Source organism: Parabacteroides sp. AF48-14, assembly GCF_003477465.1.
GTDB lineage: Bacteria > Bacteroidota > Bacteroidia > Bacteroidales > Tannerellaceae > Parabacteroides > Parabacteroides acidifaciens.
The window spans coordinates 57,648-78,864 of record NZ_QUDI01000027.1 but is presented as its reverse complement, the minus strand read 5'-3'; the positions used below and the strand labels follow the sequence as shown (position 1 = coordinate 78,864).

The 21,217-nt window shown below is 47.3% G+C and carries 15 protein-coding genes; 5 read left to right on the top strand and 10 right to left on the bottom strand.

Annotation, left to right across the window (positions count from 1 at the left end):
* Positions 1 to 800 precede the first annotated feature (800 nt).
* Positions 801 to 1,583, top strand: coding sequence for a response regulator (locus tag DW083_RS13705; RefSeq protein ID WP_122332743.1), 783 nt, complete (start codon positions 801 to 803; stop codon positions 1,581 to 1,583).
* Positions 1,584 to 1,592: 9 nt separating this feature from the next.
* Here DW083_RS13705 and DW083_RS13700 read toward each other — a convergent pair whose 3' ends face one another.
* Genes DW083_RS13700 through DW083_RS13680 form a run of 5 tightly spaced genes read right to left on the bottom strand, consistent with a single transcriptional unit; the run spans position 1,593 to position 8,078 of the window.
* The gene (locus DW083_RS13700; protein WP_122332742.1) at positions 1,593 to 2,918 is read right to left on the bottom strand and encodes a DUF4933 domain-containing protein; all 1,326 of its coding nucleotides are present in this window, start codon (positions 2,916 to 2,918) and stop codon (positions 1,593 to 1,595) included.
* Between the two features lie 31 nt (positions 2,919 to 2,949).
* Positions 2,950 to 4,269 carry a 6-bladed beta-propeller gene (locus DW083_RS13695; RefSeq protein WP_122332741.1) on the bottom strand — a complete coding sequence of 440 codons (1,320 nt, stop codon included), beginning with the start codon at positions 4,267 to 4,269 and terminating at the stop codon, positions 2,950 to 2,952.
* Positions 4,270 to 4,288: 19 nt separating this feature from the next.
* Positions 4,289 to 5,599, bottom strand: coding sequence for a DUF4933 domain-containing protein (locus DW083_RS13690; protein WP_122332740.1), 1,311 nt, complete (start codon positions 5,597 to 5,599; stop codon positions 4,289 to 4,291).
* Between the two features lie 6 nt (positions 5,600 to 5,605).
* Positions 5,606 to 6,838, bottom strand: coding sequence for a 6-bladed beta-propeller (locus DW083_RS13685; protein WP_122332739.1), 1,233 nt, complete (start codon positions 6,836 to 6,838; stop codon positions 5,606 to 5,608).
* A gap of 22 nt (positions 6,839 to 6,860) precedes the next feature.
* The gene (locus tag DW083_RS13680) at positions 6,861 to 8,078 is read right to left on the bottom strand and encodes a 6-bladed beta-propeller (RefSeq protein WP_122332738.1); all 1,218 of its coding nucleotides are present in this window, start codon (positions 8,076 to 8,078) and stop codon (positions 6,861 to 6,863) included.
* 146 nt (positions 8,079 to 8,224) lie between these two features.
* Between DW083_RS13680 and DW083_RS13675 the strand changes: the two genes are divergently transcribed.
* Positions 8,225 to 9,226, top strand: a complete 1,002-nt coding sequence (locus DW083_RS13675) for a PAS domain-containing sensor histidine kinase (protein WP_115500075.1) — start codon at positions 8,225 to 8,227, stop codon at positions 9,224 to 9,226.
* Here DW083_RS13675 and DW083_RS13670 read toward each other — a convergent pair.
* Positions 9,223 to 11,907, bottom strand: coding sequence for a prolyl oligopeptidase family serine peptidase (locus DW083_RS13670; RefSeq protein ID WP_122332737.1), 2,685 nt, complete (start codon positions 11,905 to 11,907; stop codon positions 9,223 to 9,225). The genes DW083_RS13675 and DW083_RS13670 overlap by 4 nt on opposite strands.
* Before the next feature lie 144 nt (positions 11,908 to 12,051).
* Between DW083_RS13670 and DW083_RS13665 the strand changes: the two genes are divergently transcribed.
* Positions 12,052 to 13,602 carry an ATP-binding protein gene (locus tag DW083_RS13665; protein WP_122332736.1) on the top strand — a complete coding sequence of 517 codons (1,551 nt, stop codon included), beginning with the start codon at positions 12,052 to 12,054 and terminating at the stop codon, positions 13,600 to 13,602.
* Between the two features lie 118 nt (positions 13,603 to 13,720).
* On the opposite strand, the gene DW083_RS13660 is transcribed toward DW083_RS13665, so the two are convergent.
* Both DW083_RS13660 and DW083_RS13655 read right to left on the bottom strand, forming a co-directional pair.
* Positions 13,721 to 15,661 (bottom strand): TlpA disulfide reductase family protein, encoded by a 1,941-nt coding sequence (locus DW083_RS13660; protein WP_122332735.1) that lies wholly within the window; start codon positions 15,659 to 15,661, stop codon positions 13,721 to 13,723.
* 139 nt (positions 15,662 to 15,800) lie between these two features.
* Positions 15,801 to 16,475: an ABC transporter ATP-binding protein gene (locus tag DW083_RS13655; protein ID WP_115500299.1), complete on the bottom strand. Its 675-nt coding sequence runs from the start codon at positions 16,473 to 16,475 to the stop codon at positions 15,801 to 15,803.
* A gap of 464 nt (positions 16,476 to 16,939) precedes the next feature.
* On the opposite strand from DW083_RS13655, the gene nudC reads away from it, so the two are divergent.
* Together nudC and DW083_RS13645 are read left to right on the top strand one after the other, a co-directional pair.
* Positions 16,940 to 17,713: an NAD(+) diphosphatase gene (gene nudC / locus DW083_RS13650; RefSeq protein ID WP_122332734.1), complete on the top strand. Its 774-nt coding sequence runs from the start codon at positions 16,940 to 16,942 to the stop codon at positions 17,711 to 17,713.
* A gap of 101 nt (positions 17,714 to 17,814) precedes the next feature.
* Complete coding sequence (locus tag DW083_RS13645) at positions 17,815 to 19,914, top strand: S9 family peptidase (protein WP_122332744.1); 2,100 nt, start codon at positions 17,815 to 17,817, stop codon at positions 19,912 to 19,914.
* A 1-nt stretch (position 19,915) separates the two neighbouring features.
* Here the strand turns inward: DW083_RS13645 and DW083_RS13640 are convergent, their stop codons facing one another.
* Positions 19,916 to 20,422 carry a hypothetical protein gene (locus DW083_RS13640; protein ID WP_122332733.1) on the bottom strand — a complete coding sequence of 169 codons (507 nt, stop codon included), beginning with the start codon at positions 20,420 to 20,422 and terminating at the stop codon, positions 19,916 to 19,918.
* A gap of 107 nt (positions 20,423 to 20,529) precedes the next feature.
* Complete coding sequence (locus DW083_RS13635; RefSeq protein WP_122332732.1) at positions 20,530 to 21,183, bottom strand: DUF4858 domain-containing protein; 654 nt, start codon at positions 21,181 to 21,183, stop codon at positions 20,530 to 20,532.
* Between the last annotated feature and the right edge of the window lie 34 nt (positions 21,184 to 21,217).

The following is a 21,217-nucleotide window of genomic DNA, read 5'->3' as shown; positions in this document are numbered from 1 at the left end:
TCGGCACCTCGCGAAGATTAGGACGGTCGTAATGGCGATTTGAACGGTCGTAATTGGAAAGAGGACCGTTTTCAGGGCAAAAAAGCACCTGAATTTCCTTGGGATATTTAGGACGCCGTCCGTTTTATTTTCAAATATTCGATTCTCCGGGAGTTAAGGTTTATCACATTGTCGGCGTTTCCGCTTTTTGGTAATCAAATTGTACGCTTTCCGAGACGGACTGCGCACCTCATTTTTTCTATTGTCATCCGATCAGACTAAAACCGTGAAAAGAGTCAATCCAAAATCGATCAAGATTTCGGACGAAATAGAAAAACGGCCGAAAAGGGGGTTATTGTATTTTTCTTTATTTGTAGGAGGTTCAAAATTTGGCATATTTGAAACAATAAATGATGATTTAACGGTGTGTTTGCTCGTATTTACCGGACGCAGACGGGCGCAGATTACGCAGAGGAACGCAGACTTATTTTTTTAAAACAATAAATGATCTGCGTTCCTCTGCGTCGTCTGTGAAATCTGCGTCCGGTAATATAAACATAGCGACGCACCGATAAATCATCATTTACAGGTTCTTTTTCTTAGATATGTATGGCCTCTTCCAATGTATCGGCACTACTTCGACAAAGGATATGGCATCCATTCACTCCTTATAAACCTGGTATAACAATATTTGTGTTGCAAAGGGTAAGGCTTTGAAGCTATTGGTGGAAAGAAATAATTAATTTAAAAAGCCTGCATCTCAAGAAAGATGTCTTATAATGTTTTATTTTTGTTGCTATAAAAAGAGAGAGAGGATAAGTATGCCGGAAGGAAAAATAATCCTGATAGATGATAACGAAGCGGTACTGAAAACATTGAAAATGATTCTGGCACGCGAGTTTAAGACGGTAGTGGGAGTGTCGCAACCGGCGCTTCTGCCTGCCTTGTTGCGCGAAGGCGATGTCGATCTGGTCTTGTTGGATATGAATTTTGGGATCGGGCGGCAGGATGGGGCTGAGGGATTGTTTTGGCTGGAACGGATTGTCGAGCGTCCCAATCCGCCGGCGGTAGTGCTGATAACGGCTTTCGGGGATATCGAGTTGGCTGTTTCCGCCCTTAAACGCGGGGCGGCTGATTTTATCGTGAAGCCTTGGGATAATGATAAACTGATCAGGACCTTGCAGGATGCTTTCAGGCGGCGGAAGGAACAGAAGGATGATTCCGTCTCGGCAAAAGAGGTTGTTTCGTTGCTTGTCGGTTCTTTGCTGAAGAAGTATGCACTGGCTTATGGGAAACTGTTGCCAGCCATTACTCCTGAAGGGTTGCTGAAACTGTCGCTCTTGATACAAAAGGGCGATCTTCTGGCTTTGCAGCAAACGATCGAACGGGCTGTCCTGCTGTCTGATTCGTCTTTGTTGGAGGCGGATGATTTCTACATGGAAGAAACAACTTCCACATCCCGTCCGGTTACGTTGGAAGAGATGGAGAAGTTGTTTATCAGCGAGGTGCTGCACGAGAAGAACGGTAATCTGACACTTTGTGCTCAGCAGCTGAATATCAGCCGTCAGACCTTATATAATAAGATGCGTAAATATGGCTTGTAGCCCGTCTGTTCAACGTACGACAATCATCACATAATCCCGTTCGAATACTTTCGGATTGTCCAGCAGCTCGAGCAGCTTTTTCTGCTTCGGCGAGCCGTTGCGTTTCACCAACTCGCGCATTTCCGTTACTGTGCGGAGCATATAAAGGCAGTCGTCTGTTTGTCCGTCCGGCCAGAAAGCCAGGCCGCTGTCGTCGAGGTCGTTGGTAAATCCTTTGCCTCCTTTTACCATTTTTGTTGGCAGGAGAACGGTCCGTCCTTCGTCTTTTAGGTAGATCGCTTGATGGGTCAGGGTCGGTTTGTAGGTGTATTCCCAGCCGATCCAGTCGGCAATTATCGGACTTCCTTTCTGGTAAAGGCCTATAAACAGCCCTTTCGGGTTTTCGTAGAATGTCCTCTGCCACATCCGTCCTTCGGGGATTTCTCCTTTATAGTCGGACAGGGCGAGTTTTTTCTCTCCGTAATGGATGGCGTATAGCGGAGCAATGGTTTGCGGGTCACGCAATTGGTAGACGGTGTCGCAATAGGGCATCATGAACGTCATCTTGTCTTGCTGTGTATTCCAGTAGAATGTTTGGAAGAATGGAATGTTATCGGTAACCGTGCGCGGGGTCATTTCCCCCTCTTTCAGCCGGAACTTGCAGAGCGTATCGCCCAACAGGTTGAATGTCGTGATGCCATCCGGTTCTCCTGTCTTCTCTCCGTAGCGGCACAGGGTGTAGCCGGTGGAGGAAAAGCCTAACAGTTTGTCGTATGTCAGGTTCAGCGAATATTCAGCCGGCAGGTTTTCAGGGAACACGTAGTTGGTGATTGTCAGCATGGTATCCAGTGGAGGCAGTTCACCGATGCAGGGAGTGCTGTCGGCTCCTGTCAGTCGTGTCTCTTGCGTTTTACCGCTGAGGGCAACATACATGCGGGTTGTTTTCTTGTCGTAAAACAGGGTCTGCCCGTTCATCTCGTTGTTCCATTTATAGGCTAATGCCTTGAAGCCGTATCGTTTGCTTGGAATACCCTGCTTCCGGTAGTAGATACGCGGATTGTTGAAGGTGATAAACGCGTTGCTGTCCGGTATTTCGATCGCTTGGGTGACGGGGTAGCGGGCATCGCCAACGGTGTAATATTCGATTTCCGAAGCAACCTGGCTTAATTTCAACTGTTCGGGTTTCTGGAAAGCCTGCTCTATATCCACAATCTTCACTGGCTCGGAACGGTCTACGCGGGCTTCCATCTGAGGAGCGGTCGGGATATGCGGTTTTGCCTCGCCGGTCTGCTGCTTGCATCCGGTGACTGCCAGCAGGGCGGACAGTAGGCTTAATGAAAAGAACTGTTTTTTCATATGAATTTGTATTTGCAGCTAATATAGTGAATTATTTCAGGGTGGCAATAAACAGAACCGGATTATCATCTTCTGCGATCGTACTTAGTACTTGGACGAGTTTGTCGCGCGCCGCTTCGTCTTTCACTTTCCCGGTCTTCAGTTCGTCTATGTCGATCTGTTCCAACAGGTCGGAAGGGGTGCATTCGTCAATCCAGTATTTGCCCTGCGATTTGTAGTCGACGGAGAAGTCGCCACCGCCGGAAAGGTCGTTTTGCAATTGGAATTTCTTTCTTAACTCACGAAAGACAAAGTTCGGAGAGCCGGGAAACGGTCTTTCTATGATAGTACTTTCTTTTTTAGCGACTGCAATCTTTCCGCTTTGCTTATCGTACCGGAAGGTGTGGACGACATTGGACTTTCCTGCGAGGAGATATAAATACTCTTGGGTGTCGAACAGTTCATATACCCATAGAAATTTAAAGAAAGCCGGATCTTTGATCCATTGATGTGCCATTTCAAAAGAAGGTTGCTCGCCTGAAAGAATAGTATAGTATGGTTCAAACTCTTGGTTGTTTTCGTTGTATTGATATATGGTGTCTACTCCGGCGTATTTCATGATAAGTTGCTGGTTATAGGTGTCTGTGTCGGTCGGACCTTCCATCCAGTAGTTTTTCCAACCGTAATTAGGGGCACAATTTTGAATAATTTCTTCGTCTTTCCCTGCCAGACTTGGATTATGGAATTTCTTTTGAATATTGAAACAGCTGTCTGTTAATGCAAATGACCATATTTCAGGGTTATTTTCGATAAATAAGACAGGAAGTTCTTGCTGCAGGAAGAAATAATGTTTAAAAGAAAAAATTAGGTTGCTTGGTCCATAAAATGTATTTTCCATTCGGTTCCGGAGACCAACCCTTTTAAAAGAGCCGTCGAAATTATATACTTTGATGCAATTCTTGTCAATTAAGGAATAAAGATATACTTCCTCCTCGGCTTCATTGATCATCATTTGCCAGATCGAAAGGATCTCTTCCGGTCCTTCTCCCTTTTTACCGACTTTGTTTAGGAACTTGCCTTGTCGGTCAAACCGGAATATACCTTCGTTTCGATCAAAAACGAAAATATCATGAGTGGTTACTTCTATGTCTTCAACTCCCCTGATAAAAGATTTATCAGAAGTTTCCAACCGGACAATATCCACCTTTTCCGCCGCTTCGCTCAAAGGCAGGGAAGAAACCGTGTTATTTATATTTCCAGCCAGGTCGATACAAAGCGGTTGTCCGTTATCCTCTTTTTCTGAATCCGGATTGTTTTTACTGTTGCAGTTGGCGAACAGGAAAAGGAGTAGGAAGGGAAGAAGTGTTTTCATTATTGTTTGCTATGTCTTTTTATTTGATTACAATCATTACGTTCTGTTTCTCATCCACGCCGTCGAGGAATGCTTTCAGCTCTTTCTGTTTGGGCGAGCCTGTCAGCTTAATCTTGGCTTTCAGTTCCTTGGCGGGACGGATCATATAAAGGTAGCCATCTGTTTGTCCATCCGGCCAGAACGGCAGACCACCGTCCAGATCGTTAGCCAGTCCTCCTGCTTTCACAGGAACGGCGAAGGTTTGTTTGGATGATTTCAGATAAACGATCTGACGCTCTACAGAAGGCATATCCGGCTCGCGTTCTGCATCCAGCCAGCCGCTTTTCGAGCTTTTCCCTTCTTTGTGCGTTTGTATGAAAAGTGCTTTTGCGTTTTCTTCGAGGGCTGTCATCCAGACTTTGTTTTTCCGTTCTTTCCCCTGAATGTTTTCGATTGCCGTCAAACGGGACTTCCCGAAGTCAGTTACATATGCCGGTGCATAAGTGCGTTCGTCCAAGACTCGATAGATCGTGTCGCAGAAAGAGAGGCGGAAGGTGATTTTGTTTTCATGCCGGTAGATTTTGTCAAAGAAAGGAGGGCCATATAAATAGTTGCCGACCTTGACGGTGGGATCTATACCTGCCTGGAATGTGCAGATTGTGTCGCCATCCAGATTGAAGGTGGTAATGCCGTCGTCAATTCCGTCTTTATTTTCTTTTAAAGTTGCATACTGACTGGGTGACAAATAACGGAGAATGGATGCTTTCTGAGGAAGAAAATGATGGCTGGATACAGGCAGTGAATCCGGATACAGATAATAGACTCTTGCCAAGACAGTGTCCAATGGGGGCAGTTCGACTATATAAGGTTCACCGTAACCCGTCTCTTGATTAATCCTTTTCAGATGAGCATACAACTTGGTGGTTGTCTTGTCGAAACAGATTTTCGGCCCGGGAACGCTTATCCAGTTGCCGAACGTCGTTTTCAATCCGACCCGCTTCCGTTTCATCCCTTTGCGGTACAAATATAGCTTGGGCTGGTTCAAGGCTATGAAGCCGTCGTTGGTTGCCACTACATCCGTGATCGGATATTTGTCGTCTCCAACCATAAAGTATTCGATGGTAGAAGCTACTTTACTCAGGCTGACAGGAACGGAATCAGCAATTGCTTTTTCTATGTCGATGCGTGCAGGCGGGACAGACCGGTCGTATTGCGCTGTGTATTTCGGCGGGAGCGGCTGATGAGGTGCAGTCTGCGTTGCTGTTTCCCCTTCATCGGAAGCCTTTTGCTGTTTACATCCTGTTGCCAGCAGAATCGCCGGCAACAGGATTAAAAGTAGTTGTTTATTCATGGAAGACTATTTTTTGAGCTTGGCGATCATGACATAGTTGTTGTCGTCGTCATCGATTGTGTTTTGAAGATCGGTGAGCTTCTTACGCACGGCATCGGAGATATCCTGTCTCTTCAATGCTTCTTCTATATCGGTCAGTAGGTTACCCGGTTCGATACTGCGGACGAAATATCCTTTGCTGAAAATACCATCGGGAAACTTTATATCCTGATTGCCGAGATAATCGTTATACAATTTGAAGTAAGCGCCTTTACCACTCTTCTTATCAATGATATAAGAGTAGGTTTCCCCCTGTGTGAATGTCCATGATTCTTTAGTCTTCCGCTCAATAGGAGGTCCTGAGAACTCTCCTGTAAAATGATTTGGCCATTCGAAGTAACCGTGCCAGGGAACAGGATCGGTCGTATGGTTGAGAGTAAAGACCGGTTTAAGCTGGTTCTTCTCCGTATCATATTGATATAGGGAATCCACTCGTGCCGGAAACATGAAAAATAAACAGAGATTGAATACGTCAGGAAGAGTTGGACTATGCAGAATCTCCTGATTGGAGGTGTCATGTTCTCCTTTCAGATGTCCCGGTGCTATTTCTTGTAAATGTTTGCCGGTCATATCTTGTGTCCATACGACTGCCGGTGTATCTTTCCAGGGAAGTGTGGCAATGGTGATGATTCCCGTGACCGGATCTACCCGGAACTTTGCTTTGGGGCAACGATAACCAAGTGGGATCGGTTCTAATATATTTCCCTGCATATCGAAAACCAGCAGTTTGTCGCTTTGCCAGGGCATCAGGTAGATGCGTTGGTTTAGTTCGTCGATCTGAGCATCGTAGACGGATTGATATTCGCCCGGACCTTGGCCAACAGTTCCGATATCGGTCAGATAGTTTCCTTTCCGGTCGAAAAGCTTGAACGCCCTGAGTGGATATCCGCTGTGAGTCAGGATATAGTTATCGGAAATAGTTACTGTAGTTTGTCCGACCAGGGCTTCGTCCCGGTTATCCAGCTTTACGATCTCCGGTTCTTCTGCGAAGTAGCTGAGAGGGATATGTACCGTATCTCCCAAAAGACTCTGGTCGCATGACAAGACTTGATTATCCCCGACTTGTACATATTGGCCGACTACCGGACAGTTTGCCAATGGATCTTCTTCTTTTGCAGACTGTTCTTGGGTCCCTGTTCCGCAAGACATAGCCATTGTTGTAATAAGCAAGCCTCCTAATAGCTTCGTTGTTGTGTCCATAATGCTTGGTTTATAGATTATACTATTTTTTGAGCTTGGCGATCATGATATAGTTGTTGTCGTTCTCGCCGATCGTGCTCTGCAAATCGGTCAGCTTCTTGCGTTTGGCATCGGAGAGATTTTTGTTCTTTAATGCGTTTTCTATATCGGTCAGCAAGTTGCCCGGTTCGATGTTGCGGACGTAGTAGCCGTTGGAGAAGGCCATGCTGGGCCATCCTATGTTTTCATTGCCGAAGAAGTCGTTGTAAAGTCTGAAGTATGCGCCTCGGCAAGTCTTTTTGTCAATGAGATAGAAGATCGTTTCCCCATTTTGCCAACCGCCCGGTACTTGTACAGGAGGAGCAGATACGTCTCCCGTATAGTAGTCGGCCCATTCGCCATATCCATGCCAGGGGATCGGGTCGGCTGTAAACTTCATCGTGAATGTGGGTTGCATCCGATTGTTTTTAATATCATACCGGTATAGTGAATCTACTCGTGTCGGCATGATAGACAGAATGTTCACGTCAAAGACATCCTGCATATTGAAACCGGATGATACTTCGTTACTGAAATCCATCGGCACTCCCAGGTGACCTGGTGCTATGTAGCTTTGCTGGTTACCTTTCATATCTTGTGTCCAAGCTACGGCAGGTAATCCTTCGAACGGAAGCACCACGACTGATACTGTTTCGTTTTTCGTGTCTACCCGGAATTTTGATTTCGGGCAACGGAGACAGAGCGGGATCGGGTTTAAGACATTTCCTTTTAGGTCGTACACCAGAAGTTGTGCGCTTTGCCAAGGCATTACATATATCCGGTCGTTAGCCTCGTCCAGCTGAATGTCATATACATTCTGATATTCTCCGGGACCTTGTCCGATTGAACCGATATCTGTCAGATAGTTTCCTTTCTTGTCAAATAGCTTTATTGGTTTAGGAGGATATCCTGTATGTGTCAGTAGATAGTTTTCCGAAGCGGTTATGGCGGTTTCTCCGATCAGCGCCTCGTCCCGGTTGTCCAATCTGATAATGTCCATTTCTTCCGTGAAAAAGCTGAGGGGCAGGCGGACTGTATCGGTTAATAACTTCTGATCGCATGACATTACTTTGTCATTACCCACTTGTACATACTGCCCGACCACCGGGGAATTAGCCAAAGGATCTTTTACATCTGCAGAATGATTCTGGCTTCCTGTTCCGCAGGAAACAGCTGTAGCTGTGATGAGCAAGCTGCCTAAAAGTTTAGTTGTTGTGTTCATAACTACTTTGATTAGATTGTGTGATACAAATAACGCAATTTAATTTATTAAAAACAAGTTTATTACTACATATTCGTAAATAACGTGCAATTCGTATGCGTTATTGCTGTTTTGCAGATGTGCGGTAAATAGTCTATCTTTGTTCCATGTACAGTCGCGGGTTATATGCAAAGATTGTGGGGAGTGTAGTATTGATTGTGCTTTTATCCCTGATCGGCTCCTGGTTGTTAATAACTCAGCTGTCATATACTTTATCTTTTGTATGTCTGCTGCTTATCCTGTTGATAACTCTGTTTGTTATCCGGTTGACAAGCCATTTCAACCGGAAATTATCCGTCTTCTTTGAAGCGATGCGGAATGAAGATTCGACACAACATTTCCCGGCTGAATCCAACGATCCCTTTTTAAGAACTCTGTATGCCGATATGAATCGTATCATGCAGCAACTCGGCGAGAAACATATTGAGATTGAGGAGAAAAGCCTTTACTATGAGAGTATTCTCCGGGTGTTGACACACGAGATCCGTAACTCCATTACTCCGATCGCTTCCCTTTCAGCGGATTTGCTGAAACATGCGGATCACACTGATATTGCACAGCAGCGCGAAGGACTTGAAGTTATCAACAGCCAGGCGAAGAACCTGACGGCTTTTCTTGATTCTTATCATCGCCTGACGCACTTGCCGGAACCGGAATGCAAGGTGATTTCCGTGCCGGAGCTGTTCTCCAAATTGGAACGGTTGCTTCAGGCGGAGCCGGGAAGCGGACGTATTGTGTATTCCATCGGCAGGGAAAATAAATCCATGGGCAAGGATTTGGAATTACATGGCGATCCGAATCTGATTACGCTTGCTTTAATCAATTTAATCCGGAATGCCTTGCAAGCAGTAGAAGGGCAGGCGGATGGCATTGTGAAGGTTGAGGCTTGTACAGGGCTGTCCGGGAATCCTCTTATAACAATAACAGACAACGGTCCGGGCATTCCTGCCGAACGGTTGTCTGTCATCTTTACTCCTTTCTTCTCCACCAAATCCGGAGGGAGCGGTATCGGTTTGCCTATCTCCCAGCGCATTATGCATCTCCATGGCGGCCAACTCTCTGTCTCGTCCATCCCGAATGTACGGACGATGTTCAGAATGGAGTTTTAATATCCCAACTCAAAATCCCTGTCTACCGCCGGAACGCCTTCGCTCATCCATTTGGGCATTGGGGCGCCTTGCAGGTAATGGTCGAAGAACTGGAACATGCGCTTCTGGAAGTCCAAACGGTTTGCCAGGCGTGAAGGCCAGTGAGGTTCACCGGTGTAGTTGAGCAACCAGGCGGTTTTCTGCAGGCGTTTGAGGGCGATGAAAAACTCGATTCCCTGATACCAGGGCACATGTCCGTCGGCATCGTTGTGCATGATCAGGATCGGAGTCGTCACTTTGTTCATATTGAAAAGGGGAGAGTTCTCAATGTATTGCAACGGCATTTCCCAGATATTGCCACCGATGCGGCTCTGTCCGTGTTCATATTGCATGGAACGGTTCAGGCCGGAACCCCAGCGGATGCCGCCGTAAGCACTTAGCATGTTGACAACCGGGGCGCCCGATTCGATCGCAGCAAACAGGTTGGTGCGGGTTGCCAGGTAAGCGACCTGATAACCTCCCCAGCTATGTCCTTGTGCGCCGATTGCCTTTTCGTTTACATATCCTTTTGCGATCAGGGCTGTGATACCCGGCATTACGCAGTTGTAACAGCTTTCTCCCGGGTAGCCGTCAGTAAAGCGTACATCCGGATTGAAGATGATAAAGCCGTGGCTCAGGTAGAACGGATAATCGATAGTGGAACGTCCGGGACTCGGCATATGATAGCTGTACAAGGTGTTTGCATTGCGTTCGTAGAAATTCACGATTACCGGATACTTCTTGTTCGGGTCGAAATCGGCAGGTTTATAAATAACGCCTTCCAACGGACGCCCGTCGAGTGAGATCCAGGAGGTCAGTTCGGCTGTTCCCCAGATAATGGAATCCTGTTGGCTGATACCGTCTGTCAGCTGAATGGATTTCCTGAAGCTAAGATCGGATAAGCGGATATCCGGATATTGTTCGTATGTCTCTTGTGTATAGATGACGGCATCTGCATTTTTAGCTTTTGACAAAGCCGCCAGTTTGAAGTTGCCGGCAAGCAATGCTTTAGGAGCTATCGGTTTGTTCAGCCGGGCGGTGTAATATCCGAAGCCTTTGGTACTTTCGTTGAATCCGGTGAGATATTGCGCTTCGTTCAGATTATACGATCTTTTCTCTTTGTCCAGCTGGATCAGCGAATAGGTGATTTGCTCTTTCCGTCCGTTGACAGTCAGGTTTACCGGAGAAGAAGAACCTGCCGGATCGAACTTCCAGATGTCGTAGCGGTCTTTGATCAGGATCGCCTGGTCGTCGTCTGTCCAACCTGCAATTCCGTAAGGAGAAGGATAGTCGGGAACGTCGTTGTCCTCATCCCAGGCAACGAATGTCTGCGGAGTGGTCAGACGGTATTCTTTTCCGTCTGCCATGGAACGGGTGTACCAGGAACTATCTTGTTCACAGTACCAATAGGTGTATTTCCCTTTCGGAGAGAAGCGCATGTAGGAAGGAGCCTTTTCTTTTATCTGCCGGCGTTCTCCCGTTTCCAGGTTGACGGTATAAATGTCGTGGAACTGCTTGGCCGTCCACATACTTTGTGTTCCGTACGGCTCTGTCGTGGAGAGGAGAGCCAGTTCCGCATTTCCCTCATCGGCGGTCTGCAGGGGGGGAAGTGCTTCGGTTGCAAGCTGGAAAAGACGTTGGTTGCCGAGGTTGTAGACTGCTGTGTAGGAACGTTTCAGGTCGGAAGCCATGTTGAAGGATTGCTGGGTGTACTGTACTTTTTCGTCCCAGCTCCAGACTTGTACATCCGGGCGGTTCTCTGCTAAAACAGTCGTGTCTTTTTGTCTGGGTTCCGGTGACGTACCAAAGAACAGGCGATTGGCATCTTCAGAGAAATAAACCCTGCCGTTTTCGCTGATTACCCATGAAGCTGGAAATGCCTCATTCCCCCGTTCTGCAATCAGCTTGCCGGGAGCGTTACCGGCAGACAGATACAGGCTGCTGCGAGTGGCGGCCGAGTCTTTGTCCGCACAGTACAGATAAGCCAACTTGCTGCCATCTTCATTGAATGTAATTTTCTTGAATACGCCTTTCCCGCCGGAAATCCGGTTATTGCCTTTCTGGGGAATGAAGGTGTACAGGACGGAATCGGAGACGACGTATAAGACATTTCCTTTCTTCGCGAACCCGAAGTCGCTTACAGCCGGGAACGAATCTTTTTGCATTCCGCTGAGTGAACGGATATAAAGTGTGGAGTCTTTTTTACTTCCGCGCTGGTATGCCAGCCAATCGGCTGTCTCCGACAGTTTGTATGATTTGAGCGAATCGATCGTTTCCTCTCCGCCTGCCAGCCGGGAGATGACAAGACTGTTCATCGGCATTTTATCTTTGTCGGTTTTCTTCAGTTTCGCAGCCTCCACTTCTTCCAGTGGAGGTGTTTTTGTTACCAGCAGGTATTCGGATGAAGAGCTGAACTCTGCTTTTGTCGCAGGTTTGAATGTCGCTTTCTCTTCGCCTTTGTCGTTGTATAACAAGATTGTGGCATCTCCCCGCCAGGGTTCCATTTTGCAGTAAACCCATTTGCCGTTGTCGGAGATACTTTGTTCGGATATGCGTTCCCATCCGACCATCTCGTCGAATGTCATGGCTCTCTTTTCCTGGGCTTGTACCGATAAGCCGGAAGCCAGTAATAAGAGGCTGATTAAATGTATAGAATTACCCATTTCTTTATTGAATTGTTTCAGTATGCAATATTACTCTTTTTTCCGGAAAGGAAACGGGCGCATCTTCAAAAGTATTCTTTAAAAATGCCGAAAGTAGAGAGGAAATCAGTAACTTTGTGTATTGTTATTCTAAAGCAGAAAGATATGAGCAATAAAATCTATCCAATCGGCATCCAGAACTTTGAGAAGATTCGTAAAGGCGGTTATTTCTATGTAGACAAAACCGCCTTGATCTATCAATTGGCTAAAACGGGCAGTTATTACTTCCTGAGCCGTCCGCGCCGTTTCGGCAAAAGTTTGCTCATCTCGACCCTCGAAGCATACTTCCAGGGAAAGAAGGAACTGTTTGAAGGATTGGCAATGGAACAGCTTGAAAAAGATTGGATCAAACATCCGGTCCTGCATATTGACCTGAATATAGAGAAATATGATCGACCGGAAAGTCTGGATAATATGTTGGAAAAGATATTGTCCGATTGGGAAAGCCTTTACGGTGCAAACCCGTCCGAACGCTCTTTCTCGTTGCGTTTCGCCGGAATCATCGAGCGGGCCTGCAAACAGACAGGCCAACGTGTCGTGATCCTCGTGGATGAATATGACAAACCGATGTTGCAGGCCATTGGCAATGAAGAGTTACAACAAGCATTCCGCAACACACTGAAACCATTTTATGGAGCCTTGAAAACCATGGACGGCTGTATCCAGTTCGCTATGTTGACGGGAGTGACCAAGTTTGGAAAGGTAAGCGTATTCAGTGACCTGAATAACCTGGAGGATATCTCGATGTGGAATGATTATGTTGGGATATGCGGTATTAGCGAGTGTGAAATCCATGAAAACCTGGAATCCGAGCTTCATGAATTTGCTGTTGCACAGGAAATAACATATGATAAACTTTGTGCTGAATTAAAGGAATGTTATGACGGATATCACTTCACTCATAATTCTATCGGTATTTATAATCCGTTTAGCCTGCTTAGTGCTTTCAAACGCAAGGAGTTCGGCAGTTACTGGTTTGAAACAGGCACGCCGACCTATTTGGTGAAGTTATTGAAAAGGCACCATTATAGTCTGGAACGGATGGCGCATGAGGAAACCGATACCCAAGTGCTGAACAGTATCGATTCCGAATCAACCAATCCTATTCCTGTGATTTATCAAAGCGGTTATCTTACGATTAAAGGCTATGATAAAGAGTTTGGCGTATATCACTTGGGTTTCCCTAATCGGGAAGTGGAAGAAGGATTTATTCGCTTTCTTGTTCCCTTTTATACAAGCCTGGATAAGGTGGAATCTCCGTTTGAGATCCAGAAATTTGTCCGTGAAGTGCGTGCCGGTGATTACAACTCTTTTTTCCGCCGTCTGCAAAGTTTCTTTGCAGATACTACTTATGAACTCATCCGTGAGCAAGAGTTACATTATGAGAATGTGCTTTTTATCGTCTTCAAACTGGTCGGCTTCTACACGAATGTAGAATACCACACCAGTGAAGGGCGCATAGACCTGGTCTTGCAGACAGACAAGTTTATTTACGTTATGGAGTTTAAACTGGACGGCACGGCTGAAGAGGCTTTGCAACAAATCAATGACAAACATTATGCCCTTCCTTTTGAGGCTGACGAACGTAAACTGTTTAAGATAGGCATCAACTTCAGTGCGAAAACAAGGAATATAGAGAAGTGGGTGGTGGAATAGAAATATAATCCGCTGCATGCTGAATTGTTTCAGGAAAAAACGTACTTCAGTTCTTTACGTTAGCAGGCTGATCCCTGAAAACAATAGAGCAAGCAGCTTCTTATACATAGTAACTATCCTATTTCTCCAGCTCTTCCGTGATCATCTCTTTCATCTTCTCGGCTCCCATGAAACCGACTTGGAAATGCTTCGGTGTGCCGTCTTTGGCGATGACCATATAAGAAGGAACGCCCTGGACGCCGAATTTGTTACAGATGTATGTCCATTGGGCATCCGTCATCCGGTAATGTTCGCCCTTTATATCCGGGATCATTTGCTCCCAAGTCCCTTTCGGAGAGTTCTCGCCGGCCAGGTAAAGGAATACGACATCTTTGCCTACGAAGTCTTTCTTCACCGGCTCGGATTGTTTCATCGCAGCTTTGCACGGACCGCACCAAGTTGCCCAGAAGTCGACGAATACCACCTTTCCGCGATAAGGTGTCGTGATGGCATTGAACAACTCTTCTGCCGGGATCTCGGCGATATTCACACGGTTGATGGTGTAGCCGGATTTCTTTTTATTCTCCTCGATAAGCTGTTTGACCTTGTTATTCATCTGTGCGAAAGCTTCCCGGAAGACCGGAGATATTTTACCGGCCTCAGCAATCTCTTCGTCGCTTAGCGGCTGGAACTCTTTTATCGGCTTGGCCAGGCGTTGTGCGGCAAGCAGGTCGAAGAGCGTTCCTTTGTCTGTTCCCATGACCTTGACCAAGTCGGCCGTATTGTCCGGGACTTCGCCCTTAACTGTCCTTTCTTCTCCCGTGAAGTTCGCATATTGGATATACGGGATCAGGTAATTATAACTGCCGTCATACAACATGAACGGATTGTTGCATATGAACTCCGGCATGAAGTTGTAATATTCTATCGTTGGCACCACTTTCTTATAATCCGTCATAACCGAGTCGCGCGGGATCTTATTGACCGTCCGGTAAGCATATTCCGTCATATTGGTGATACTGAGCAGCTGTTCCGCTAATTCTTTATTCACGCTGTTCAGGAGAAGCATGCGGTAAGCATCGCTTAATTCCTTGTGGCTGTCCAATGTCGCTTTCGCCTTTTGGTAGCGGTCCAGCCAGTATGTCTTAAACTGATCTGCGTTCATGGTGCTGATGTCAGCAAACATCTGCATATATTCAGCCTGCGTTCCGGGGTTGATTGATACAAAACTGGGGGACGAATTGCAAGCCTCGTTGTTGAGGGCGGCAAAGGCTCCTGTAAAATAATATTTCTCACCCAAAGACGGTTTGTCTTGTTGTTTCTTCGATTTCGCCCGGCATATTTCAGGGAAGTTGACTTCTACCGTTGTCGTCTCTCCCGGTTTCAGATATACCAGCCCGTTCATAAAGTCACCGGTAATACCCACGCTTGTCGGATGGAAGAGCGGAACTTCCAGTTTGAAATTACCGTCCGGTTGCACGGCGATGTTATATTCGTCCGTGCCGCCTGTCAGCATATTGAATGCCCACGCGCGTCCTTTCAGTTCCATTTCCGGTTTGTAGCCTGCGATATGCCCGTTCAGCACGGCTGTCCCGATTTTGAACTCCGGCTTTTCCAGTACGGGAGTTTCCTTCGGGTTCTTTTTCCCCGCTAAAGGTGAGCTGGCAGGCGAGCCGTCCAGGTGTATGTTCCAGATTTTGAAGGCGCCTTCATCATTGCCTTCAATAAAATCGACCGTCTTCGTTCCCTTTGGCAGAGGAGGAAAGACCAGTTGGAACGAACTTGTCCCCGATTCCGGCATCCAGTGTTCCGCACTAAGTTCGATGCCGACGCCGTTCCTGATCGGATATTGCTTGCCGTCGGCTTGCAGGTAGGTTTCTTTGGCAACCCGTATCCAGTATTTCGGATGGAAGTAAGCGTCGATATAAAAGACCGTAGCCGTGTCGCTCAAGGCTATTTTGTCTATTTCCAGCGTTGTCGAGCTCCATGCGTCAAAAGCGGGCTGTTCAACTACGCGTTCCTGTGCCTGCAATCCTGTACAGCAGAAGAGTAATAAAAGTAGAGAGAGAATCTGTTTCATAAGTAATTCGATTTACGATTGATGCTGGTAATATACGAGTTTATTTCTATTGGAATCGGGTAGCGTACGATAAAATCGTAAGCCGTAACATATCTTAATACGTTACGGCTTCTTCTTTCCCTTTTATAACACTTAAGGCTTAAATAACCGTCTCTGTCACGACCTGTCCGTCGAACAGGTTGATGATGCGGGAAGCAAAGCCGGCGTCGTGTTGGCTGTGCGTAACCATGACGATCGTTGTTCCTTCCTTATTCAGCTCGTTAAGAAGGTTCATTACTTCCTGTCCGTTTTTACTGTCCAGGTTACCGGTCGGTTCATCGGCGAGGATCAACTTCGGATTCGCAACTACGGCGCGGGCGATTGCGACACGCTGTTGCTGACCGCCGGAAAGTTGCTGCGGGAAGTGTTTTTCGCGGTGGGCGATTGCCATCCGTTCCATCGCTTCCTGTACTTTCTTCTTCCGTTCGCCGGCCGAAACGCCCATATAGAGCAAAGGCAGCTCGATGTTCTCGTAAACATTCAATTCGTCTATCAGGTTAAAACTCTGGAAGACGAAGCCGATGATTCCTTTACGCAGCTTTGTACGTTGAGCTTCCGTGTATCGGGAAACCTCGATCCCGTTCAGGAAATATTCCCCGGACGTCGGGTTGTCCAGCAATCCTAAGATGTTCAGCAGCGTAGATTTACCGCAACCGGAAGGCCCCATTATGGCCACAAACTCCCCTTCTTTTACTTCTATGTTAACCTGGTTCAACGCTAACGTCTCCACCTCTTCCGTGCGGAAGATCTTTTCTAATGCAACAGTTTTAATCATGGTGTGCTAAATTTGTTTACAAGATCTATGGCAAAAGTCGTGCCATAGATATAAATGTCTTGTATATAGAAAGTTGCCGATTGAAGATACTTCCTGTATTGTGCGTATCCGAACTGCCGCCGTGCGGATAAGCACACTTTAGCTTACATCTCGGTATGGATTAACCTTTTCTTGCCTGCCCATTAGCCTATTCTAAGCGTTCTATTAGTCGTCCGCTTGCCGCCGAACGATCGTCCGCCGCCCAGTGAACGATCGTCCGCCGCCCAGTGAACGATCGTCCGCCACCAAGCGAACGATCGTTCGGCGCCCGGCGGACAACTAATGAATGCAATGAAACGGACTAATGGGTAGGGATGTTTGACTTAGTTCTTCCTTATGTTTCGGATAAAAGGTCTATTTACACCGGAAATGTAACGATAGTTGTAATTTTTCCGTATGTTTGCGAAATCAAAAGAAATAGATATATGGAAACGACAAATAACGCATCCCGATATTGGTATGTCTTCTATAACGACCAACTCTTATTGCAAAAGAAAGCCGAAGGCTATACAATCCCTTTTACCGATAAAGCGCCTGTCGCAGTCGATCGTTCACTTCCCATAGAGATGCAGGATGGGACAGAGGCGATGGTTGCTTTTACCGATGCGCCGTTGGAGGAAACGGACGCTTTCCTGCCGATGGGACTCCGGGCTTCTTACGACTATATCGACCGGTCTTTATATGACCAGGCGGGAAAGGCTTACGAAATTGTCTATTGGGATAAGCATAGCCGTTTCTGCCCGGTGTGTGGTACGCCGACTGTGCAGGAAGGACCGATCATGAAGAAGTGCCCCGCATGCGGGAATGAGATGTTTCCGGCGGTGTCGCCCGCAATCCTTGTTTTGATAAGGAAAGGGGAGGAGATTCTGCTGGTGCATGCACGAAACTTCCGGGGGACGTTTCACGGGCTTGTCGCCGGTTTCCTGGAAACAGGCGAGACGTTGGAACAATGTGTGGAGCGCGAAGTGCGTGAAGAAACGGGGCTGTCGATCCGGAATATCACTTATTTCGGCAATCAACCCTGGCCGTATCCGAGCAATCTGATGATTGGTTTTATTGCCGATTATGCAGGTGGGGAGATTCGGCTTCAGGACGAGGAACTGAGCTCCGGTTCTTTCTTTTCGAAAGACAATCTGCCGGAGATACCGCGCAAGCTGAGTTTGGCGCGTAAGATGATTGACTGGTGGTTGGGAAATTAATAATTAAGAATTAATAATTAATCGTTATGAACTGGGGTGTAACTTGTAAATCGATCGTTATGAGAACTAAGGCTTTATGTTATCTTTTGTGTCTGTTGGGTATGGCTTTCGGGGCGGGGAACGCGTCTGCGCAGGTCACGCGTGCCGATTACCAGCGTGCCGACACGATTCTGAAATGCTCCGAACTTGTCTATTCTCCCGCTGTTCATCCTGAATGGATAGACAGTTCACACTATTTCTGGTATAAGAATCATGAGAAGGAGGGAGACTTCTTCTACCTTGTCAATGCCGAGAACGGGAAGAAGCAGCGTGCAGCCGACAAGAAAGGACTGGCGGCATTCTTCTCTAAAAAGCAAAAACAACTGGCGGAATCTCTCTTGAAAGAAGAAGAACGGAAGCCGGACCGTTGGCGTCGCCGTGATGAGGCACCGGAGCCTGTTGTCTCGCCGGATAAGAAGTGGGAGGCTTATGTGAAGGATAATAACCTTTATCTCTCGCCCGTTCAGGATGAGAAAGATAAAGGGAAACAGAAGGAGGAGATCGCCTTGACGATGGACGGGACGACGAACCTGCGCTATGATGGCGGGGCTATCATTTGGTCGCCCGACTCGCGTAAGTTAGCGACGGTGAAGGTGCGCGACGTGAAGGAACGCCGCATACCGCTGATCGAGTCCAGTCCGTCCAGCCAGAAACAGCCGATCCTGCAATGGCGCGATTACGCCAAGCCGGGAGATGTATTGCCTGTTTACCTGCCTGTTCTCTTTGATGTGGAGGCGCGTAAACAGGTTGCGCTGGATGTCGCTCCTTACGAAAACCAGTTCTATCTGAATCTGACCGGCTGGCGCGAAGACAGCCGTGCGTTCACGTTCGAGTTCAACCAGCGCGGGCATCAACGCTACGTCATCGGCGAAGTGAATGCGGCTGACGGCTCTATCCGTCATTTGGTGGACGAGCAGACGAAGACATTTATCTACTATTACAATAATTATCGTTACGATCTGAATGACGGGAAGGAGCTGCTTTGGATTTCCGAGCGCGACGGATGGCGTCATCTTTACCTTATCGACGGCACGAACGGACAGGTCAAACAACAGGTGACAAAAGGCGAATGGGTTGTCCGCCAGGTCGATCATGTGGATGAGGCCGGCCGCGTAGTCTACTTCACCGCCTCCGGTTTCAACAAAGGGGAAGATCCGTACAACCTGCATTACTGCCGTATCAATCTGGACGGGACAGGCTTTACGGATATGACACCTGAAGACGGGAATCACCATGTGACATTCTCTGCCGACCGGAACTATTTTACCGATGTCTATTCACGTCCCGACCTGCCTCCTGTAAGCCTGTTGAAACGGACGGCTGATGCCTCTCTGGTCGCTGAACTTCAGAAATGCGATGTCAGCGGCTTGCAGGTGAAAGGTTGGCAGATACCGGAAGTATTCTCGGCAAAAGGACGTGACGGCAAGACGGACATCTGGGGAAATATCTATCGTCCGATGAACTTCGATGCTTCCCGTTCGTATCCGGTTGTGGAGATGATTTATGCAGGCCCGCACGACTCGCATGTCGACAAGGACTTTAAACCGGCTCATCATCTGATATCCAAGCTGGTGGAACTTGGCTTCATCGTTGTCTCCATTGATGGGATGGGAACGTCCAACCGCTCGAAGGCTTTCCACGATGTATGTTGGAAGAATCTGAAGGATGCAGGTTTTCCGGACCGTATTGCCTGGATGAAGGCGGCAGGGGCGAAGTATAAGTATATGGATTTGGAACGTGTCGGCATCTACGGCTGGTCTGCCGGCGGACAGAATGCGATGGCGGCTTTGCTGTTCCATAACGACTTCTATAAAGTGGCGGTTGCCCTTTGCGGTTGCCATGATAACCGGATGGATAAGATTTGGTGGAACGAGCAGTGGATGGGTTATCCGATCGACGCTTCATACAGCGCCTCTTCGAATGTGGACAATGCTTACCTGTTGAAAGGCAAGCTGCTCCTGATCAACGGCGAGCTGGACGACAACGTAGACCCGGCTTCCACTCTTCAGGTGGTCAGCGCCCTGATGAAAGCCGGCAAGAACTTCGAACAGCTCTATCTGCCGGGCAAGACGCACAGCTTGGGCGGCCCGTTCGAGATGCATAAGATGCACGATTTCTTTGTCAAGAACCTCTTGAACCAGGAACCGCCGGTGTGGGAATAGATTAGCGGTTCTCGATCGTATCGAGCCAGATTTCCAGACAAACCTGCGGATATAGCTCGATGGTTTCCTGTACGGTTGCCGAGGCGTTCATCCTATTGGAAATCTCGTCGGCTATACTGGGAAAGGTTGTTTCGATCAGGTCGTTCAGGATGGAATAGAAGAAGTGTGGATTCCGTTTCAGGTAACGGTCCATCAATAGATAGCAGGTGGCGGGAGAGGACGTTTGTATCAGGCTTTTCAAGTCTGCGTACTCTTCCGTTTCCATGTATTGGTAGGGCGTGTTCTCTGTGCCCATTTCATCGCATTTGTTGAAGAAGGCGGTGAATTTCTCATTGAAGAGGCTTTTTTCCGTGCGTGATGCCATCTTTACTCCGGCGTTGATACGGTCGCGCAGGTCAGGCGTGACCTTGAGCGCATCCGGCTCTGAATAATCTTCGCTGCTGCAGGCTCCCAGCAATGCGATGATGATGAATGCCAACAAGGTGGCTAATAGTTGTATCTTTGTCATACTGATTGTCCGATTAATGTTTCTTACATACTTATAAGACGTTAAATAACACGGAATTGTTGCAAAGAAGTACGACTTTTTTTGTGGAAAGTGATTATTCGGGGTGCTTAGTCGACCGGAACCGGAGTTATCATGCGTGTTGTATCTTTCATCTGTAACGAGTCTTTGTGCAGAAGAAGCGTGTCTTGTCCGGCTATCTGCGGATTGTCTTCTGCAAGTTTCTTCTTTTTCTTGATGATATCGGGCGTTGGCAGGTTGTTGTAGTTCTTCCATGTCCCGTCGCGTTTCGCGTTACGTCTATGTATATATGATTTCCGGCTGGTCAGTTCCGCTATATCTAAAGTAGCGAATCCCGTATTGTAGGAATGGTTCGCAGGATCATTCTTCCAGGCTTTCAGCATATTCTCATAAACCGGTATTATTTGCCCTGGTTTCGGTCCGTATAGCCAAAAGACGGAAGGGGGCAAATCTTTCAATGCTATTTTGCGCCGGGTAGAGTCTGTCTGTATATATTCGGAAAAATCTTTGATGATCGGTAACGGGGTTACGGGAGACAGCTTCATGTTCGACGCCGGCTCGTCCAAGTTGATAAACGAACCTGATTGGATCGCTTTCATCGTCTCAGGATTCAGTTCCAGCTTTTCTTTGCCGGATAAAACGTTCTGAAGCCAGACTGAATCCTTTTTTGTCCATTGTTGTGCCGAGAGATAATCAGATCCCTTCAGACAAATCAACATCACTATAAGTAGCTGTTTGCGCATGAAACCTATGAATTTGCAACGAAAGTAAATTAAG

Coding starts and splice junctions, on each gene's coding strand:
- DW083_RS13705 (WP_122332743.1), top strand. CDS start 801: ATGCCGGAAGGAAAAATAATCCTGATAGATGATAACGAAGCGGTACTG.
- DW083_RS13700 (WP_122332742.1), bottom strand. CDS start 2,918: ATGAAAAAACAGTTCTTTTCATTAAGCCTACTGTCCGCCCTGCTGGCA.
- DW083_RS13695 (WP_122332741.1), bottom strand. CDS start 4,269: ATGAAAACACTTCTTCCCTTCCTACTCCTTTTCCTGTTCGCCAACTGC.
- DW083_RS13690 (WP_122332740.1), bottom strand. CDS start 5,599: ATGAATAAACAACTACTTTTAATCCTGTTGCCGGCGATTCTGCTGGCA.
- DW083_RS13685 (WP_122332739.1), bottom strand. CDS start 6,838: ATGGACACAACAACGAAGCTATTAGGAGGCTTGCTTATTACAACAATG.
- DW083_RS13680 (WP_122332738.1), bottom strand. CDS start 8,078: ATGAACACAACAACTAAACTTTTAGGCAGCTTGCTCATCACAGCTACA.
- DW083_RS13675 (WP_115500075.1), top strand. CDS start 8,225: ATGTACAGTCGCGGGTTATATGCAAAGATTGTGGGGAGTGTAGTATTG.
- DW083_RS13670 (WP_122332737.1), bottom strand. CDS start 11,907: ATGGGTAATTCTATACATTTAATCAGCCTCTTATTACTGGCTTCCGGC.
- DW083_RS13665 (WP_122332736.1), top strand. CDS start 12,052: ATGAGCAATAAAATCTATCCAATCGGCATCCAGAACTTTGAGAAGATT.
- DW083_RS13660 (WP_122332735.1), bottom strand. CDS start 15,661: ATGAAACAGATTCTCTCTCTACTTTTATTACTCTTCTGCTGTACAGGA.
- DW083_RS13655 (WP_115500299.1), bottom strand. CDS start 16,475: ATGATTAAAACTGTTGCATTAGAAAAGATCTTCCGCACGGAAGAGGTG.
- nudC (WP_122332734.1), top strand. CDS start 16,940: ATGGAAACGACAAATAACGCATCCCGATATTGGTATGTCTTCTATAAC.
- DW083_RS13645 (WP_122332744.1), top strand. CDS start 17,815: ATGGCTTTCGGGGCGGGGAACGCGTCTGCGCAGGTCACGCGTGCCGAT.
- DW083_RS13640 (WP_122332733.1), bottom strand. CDS start 20,422: ATGACAAAGATACAACTATTAGCCACCTTGTTGGCATTCATCATCATC.
- DW083_RS13635 (WP_122332732.1), bottom strand. CDS start 21,183: ATGCGCAAACAGCTACTTATAGTGATGTTGATTTGTCTGAAGGGATCT.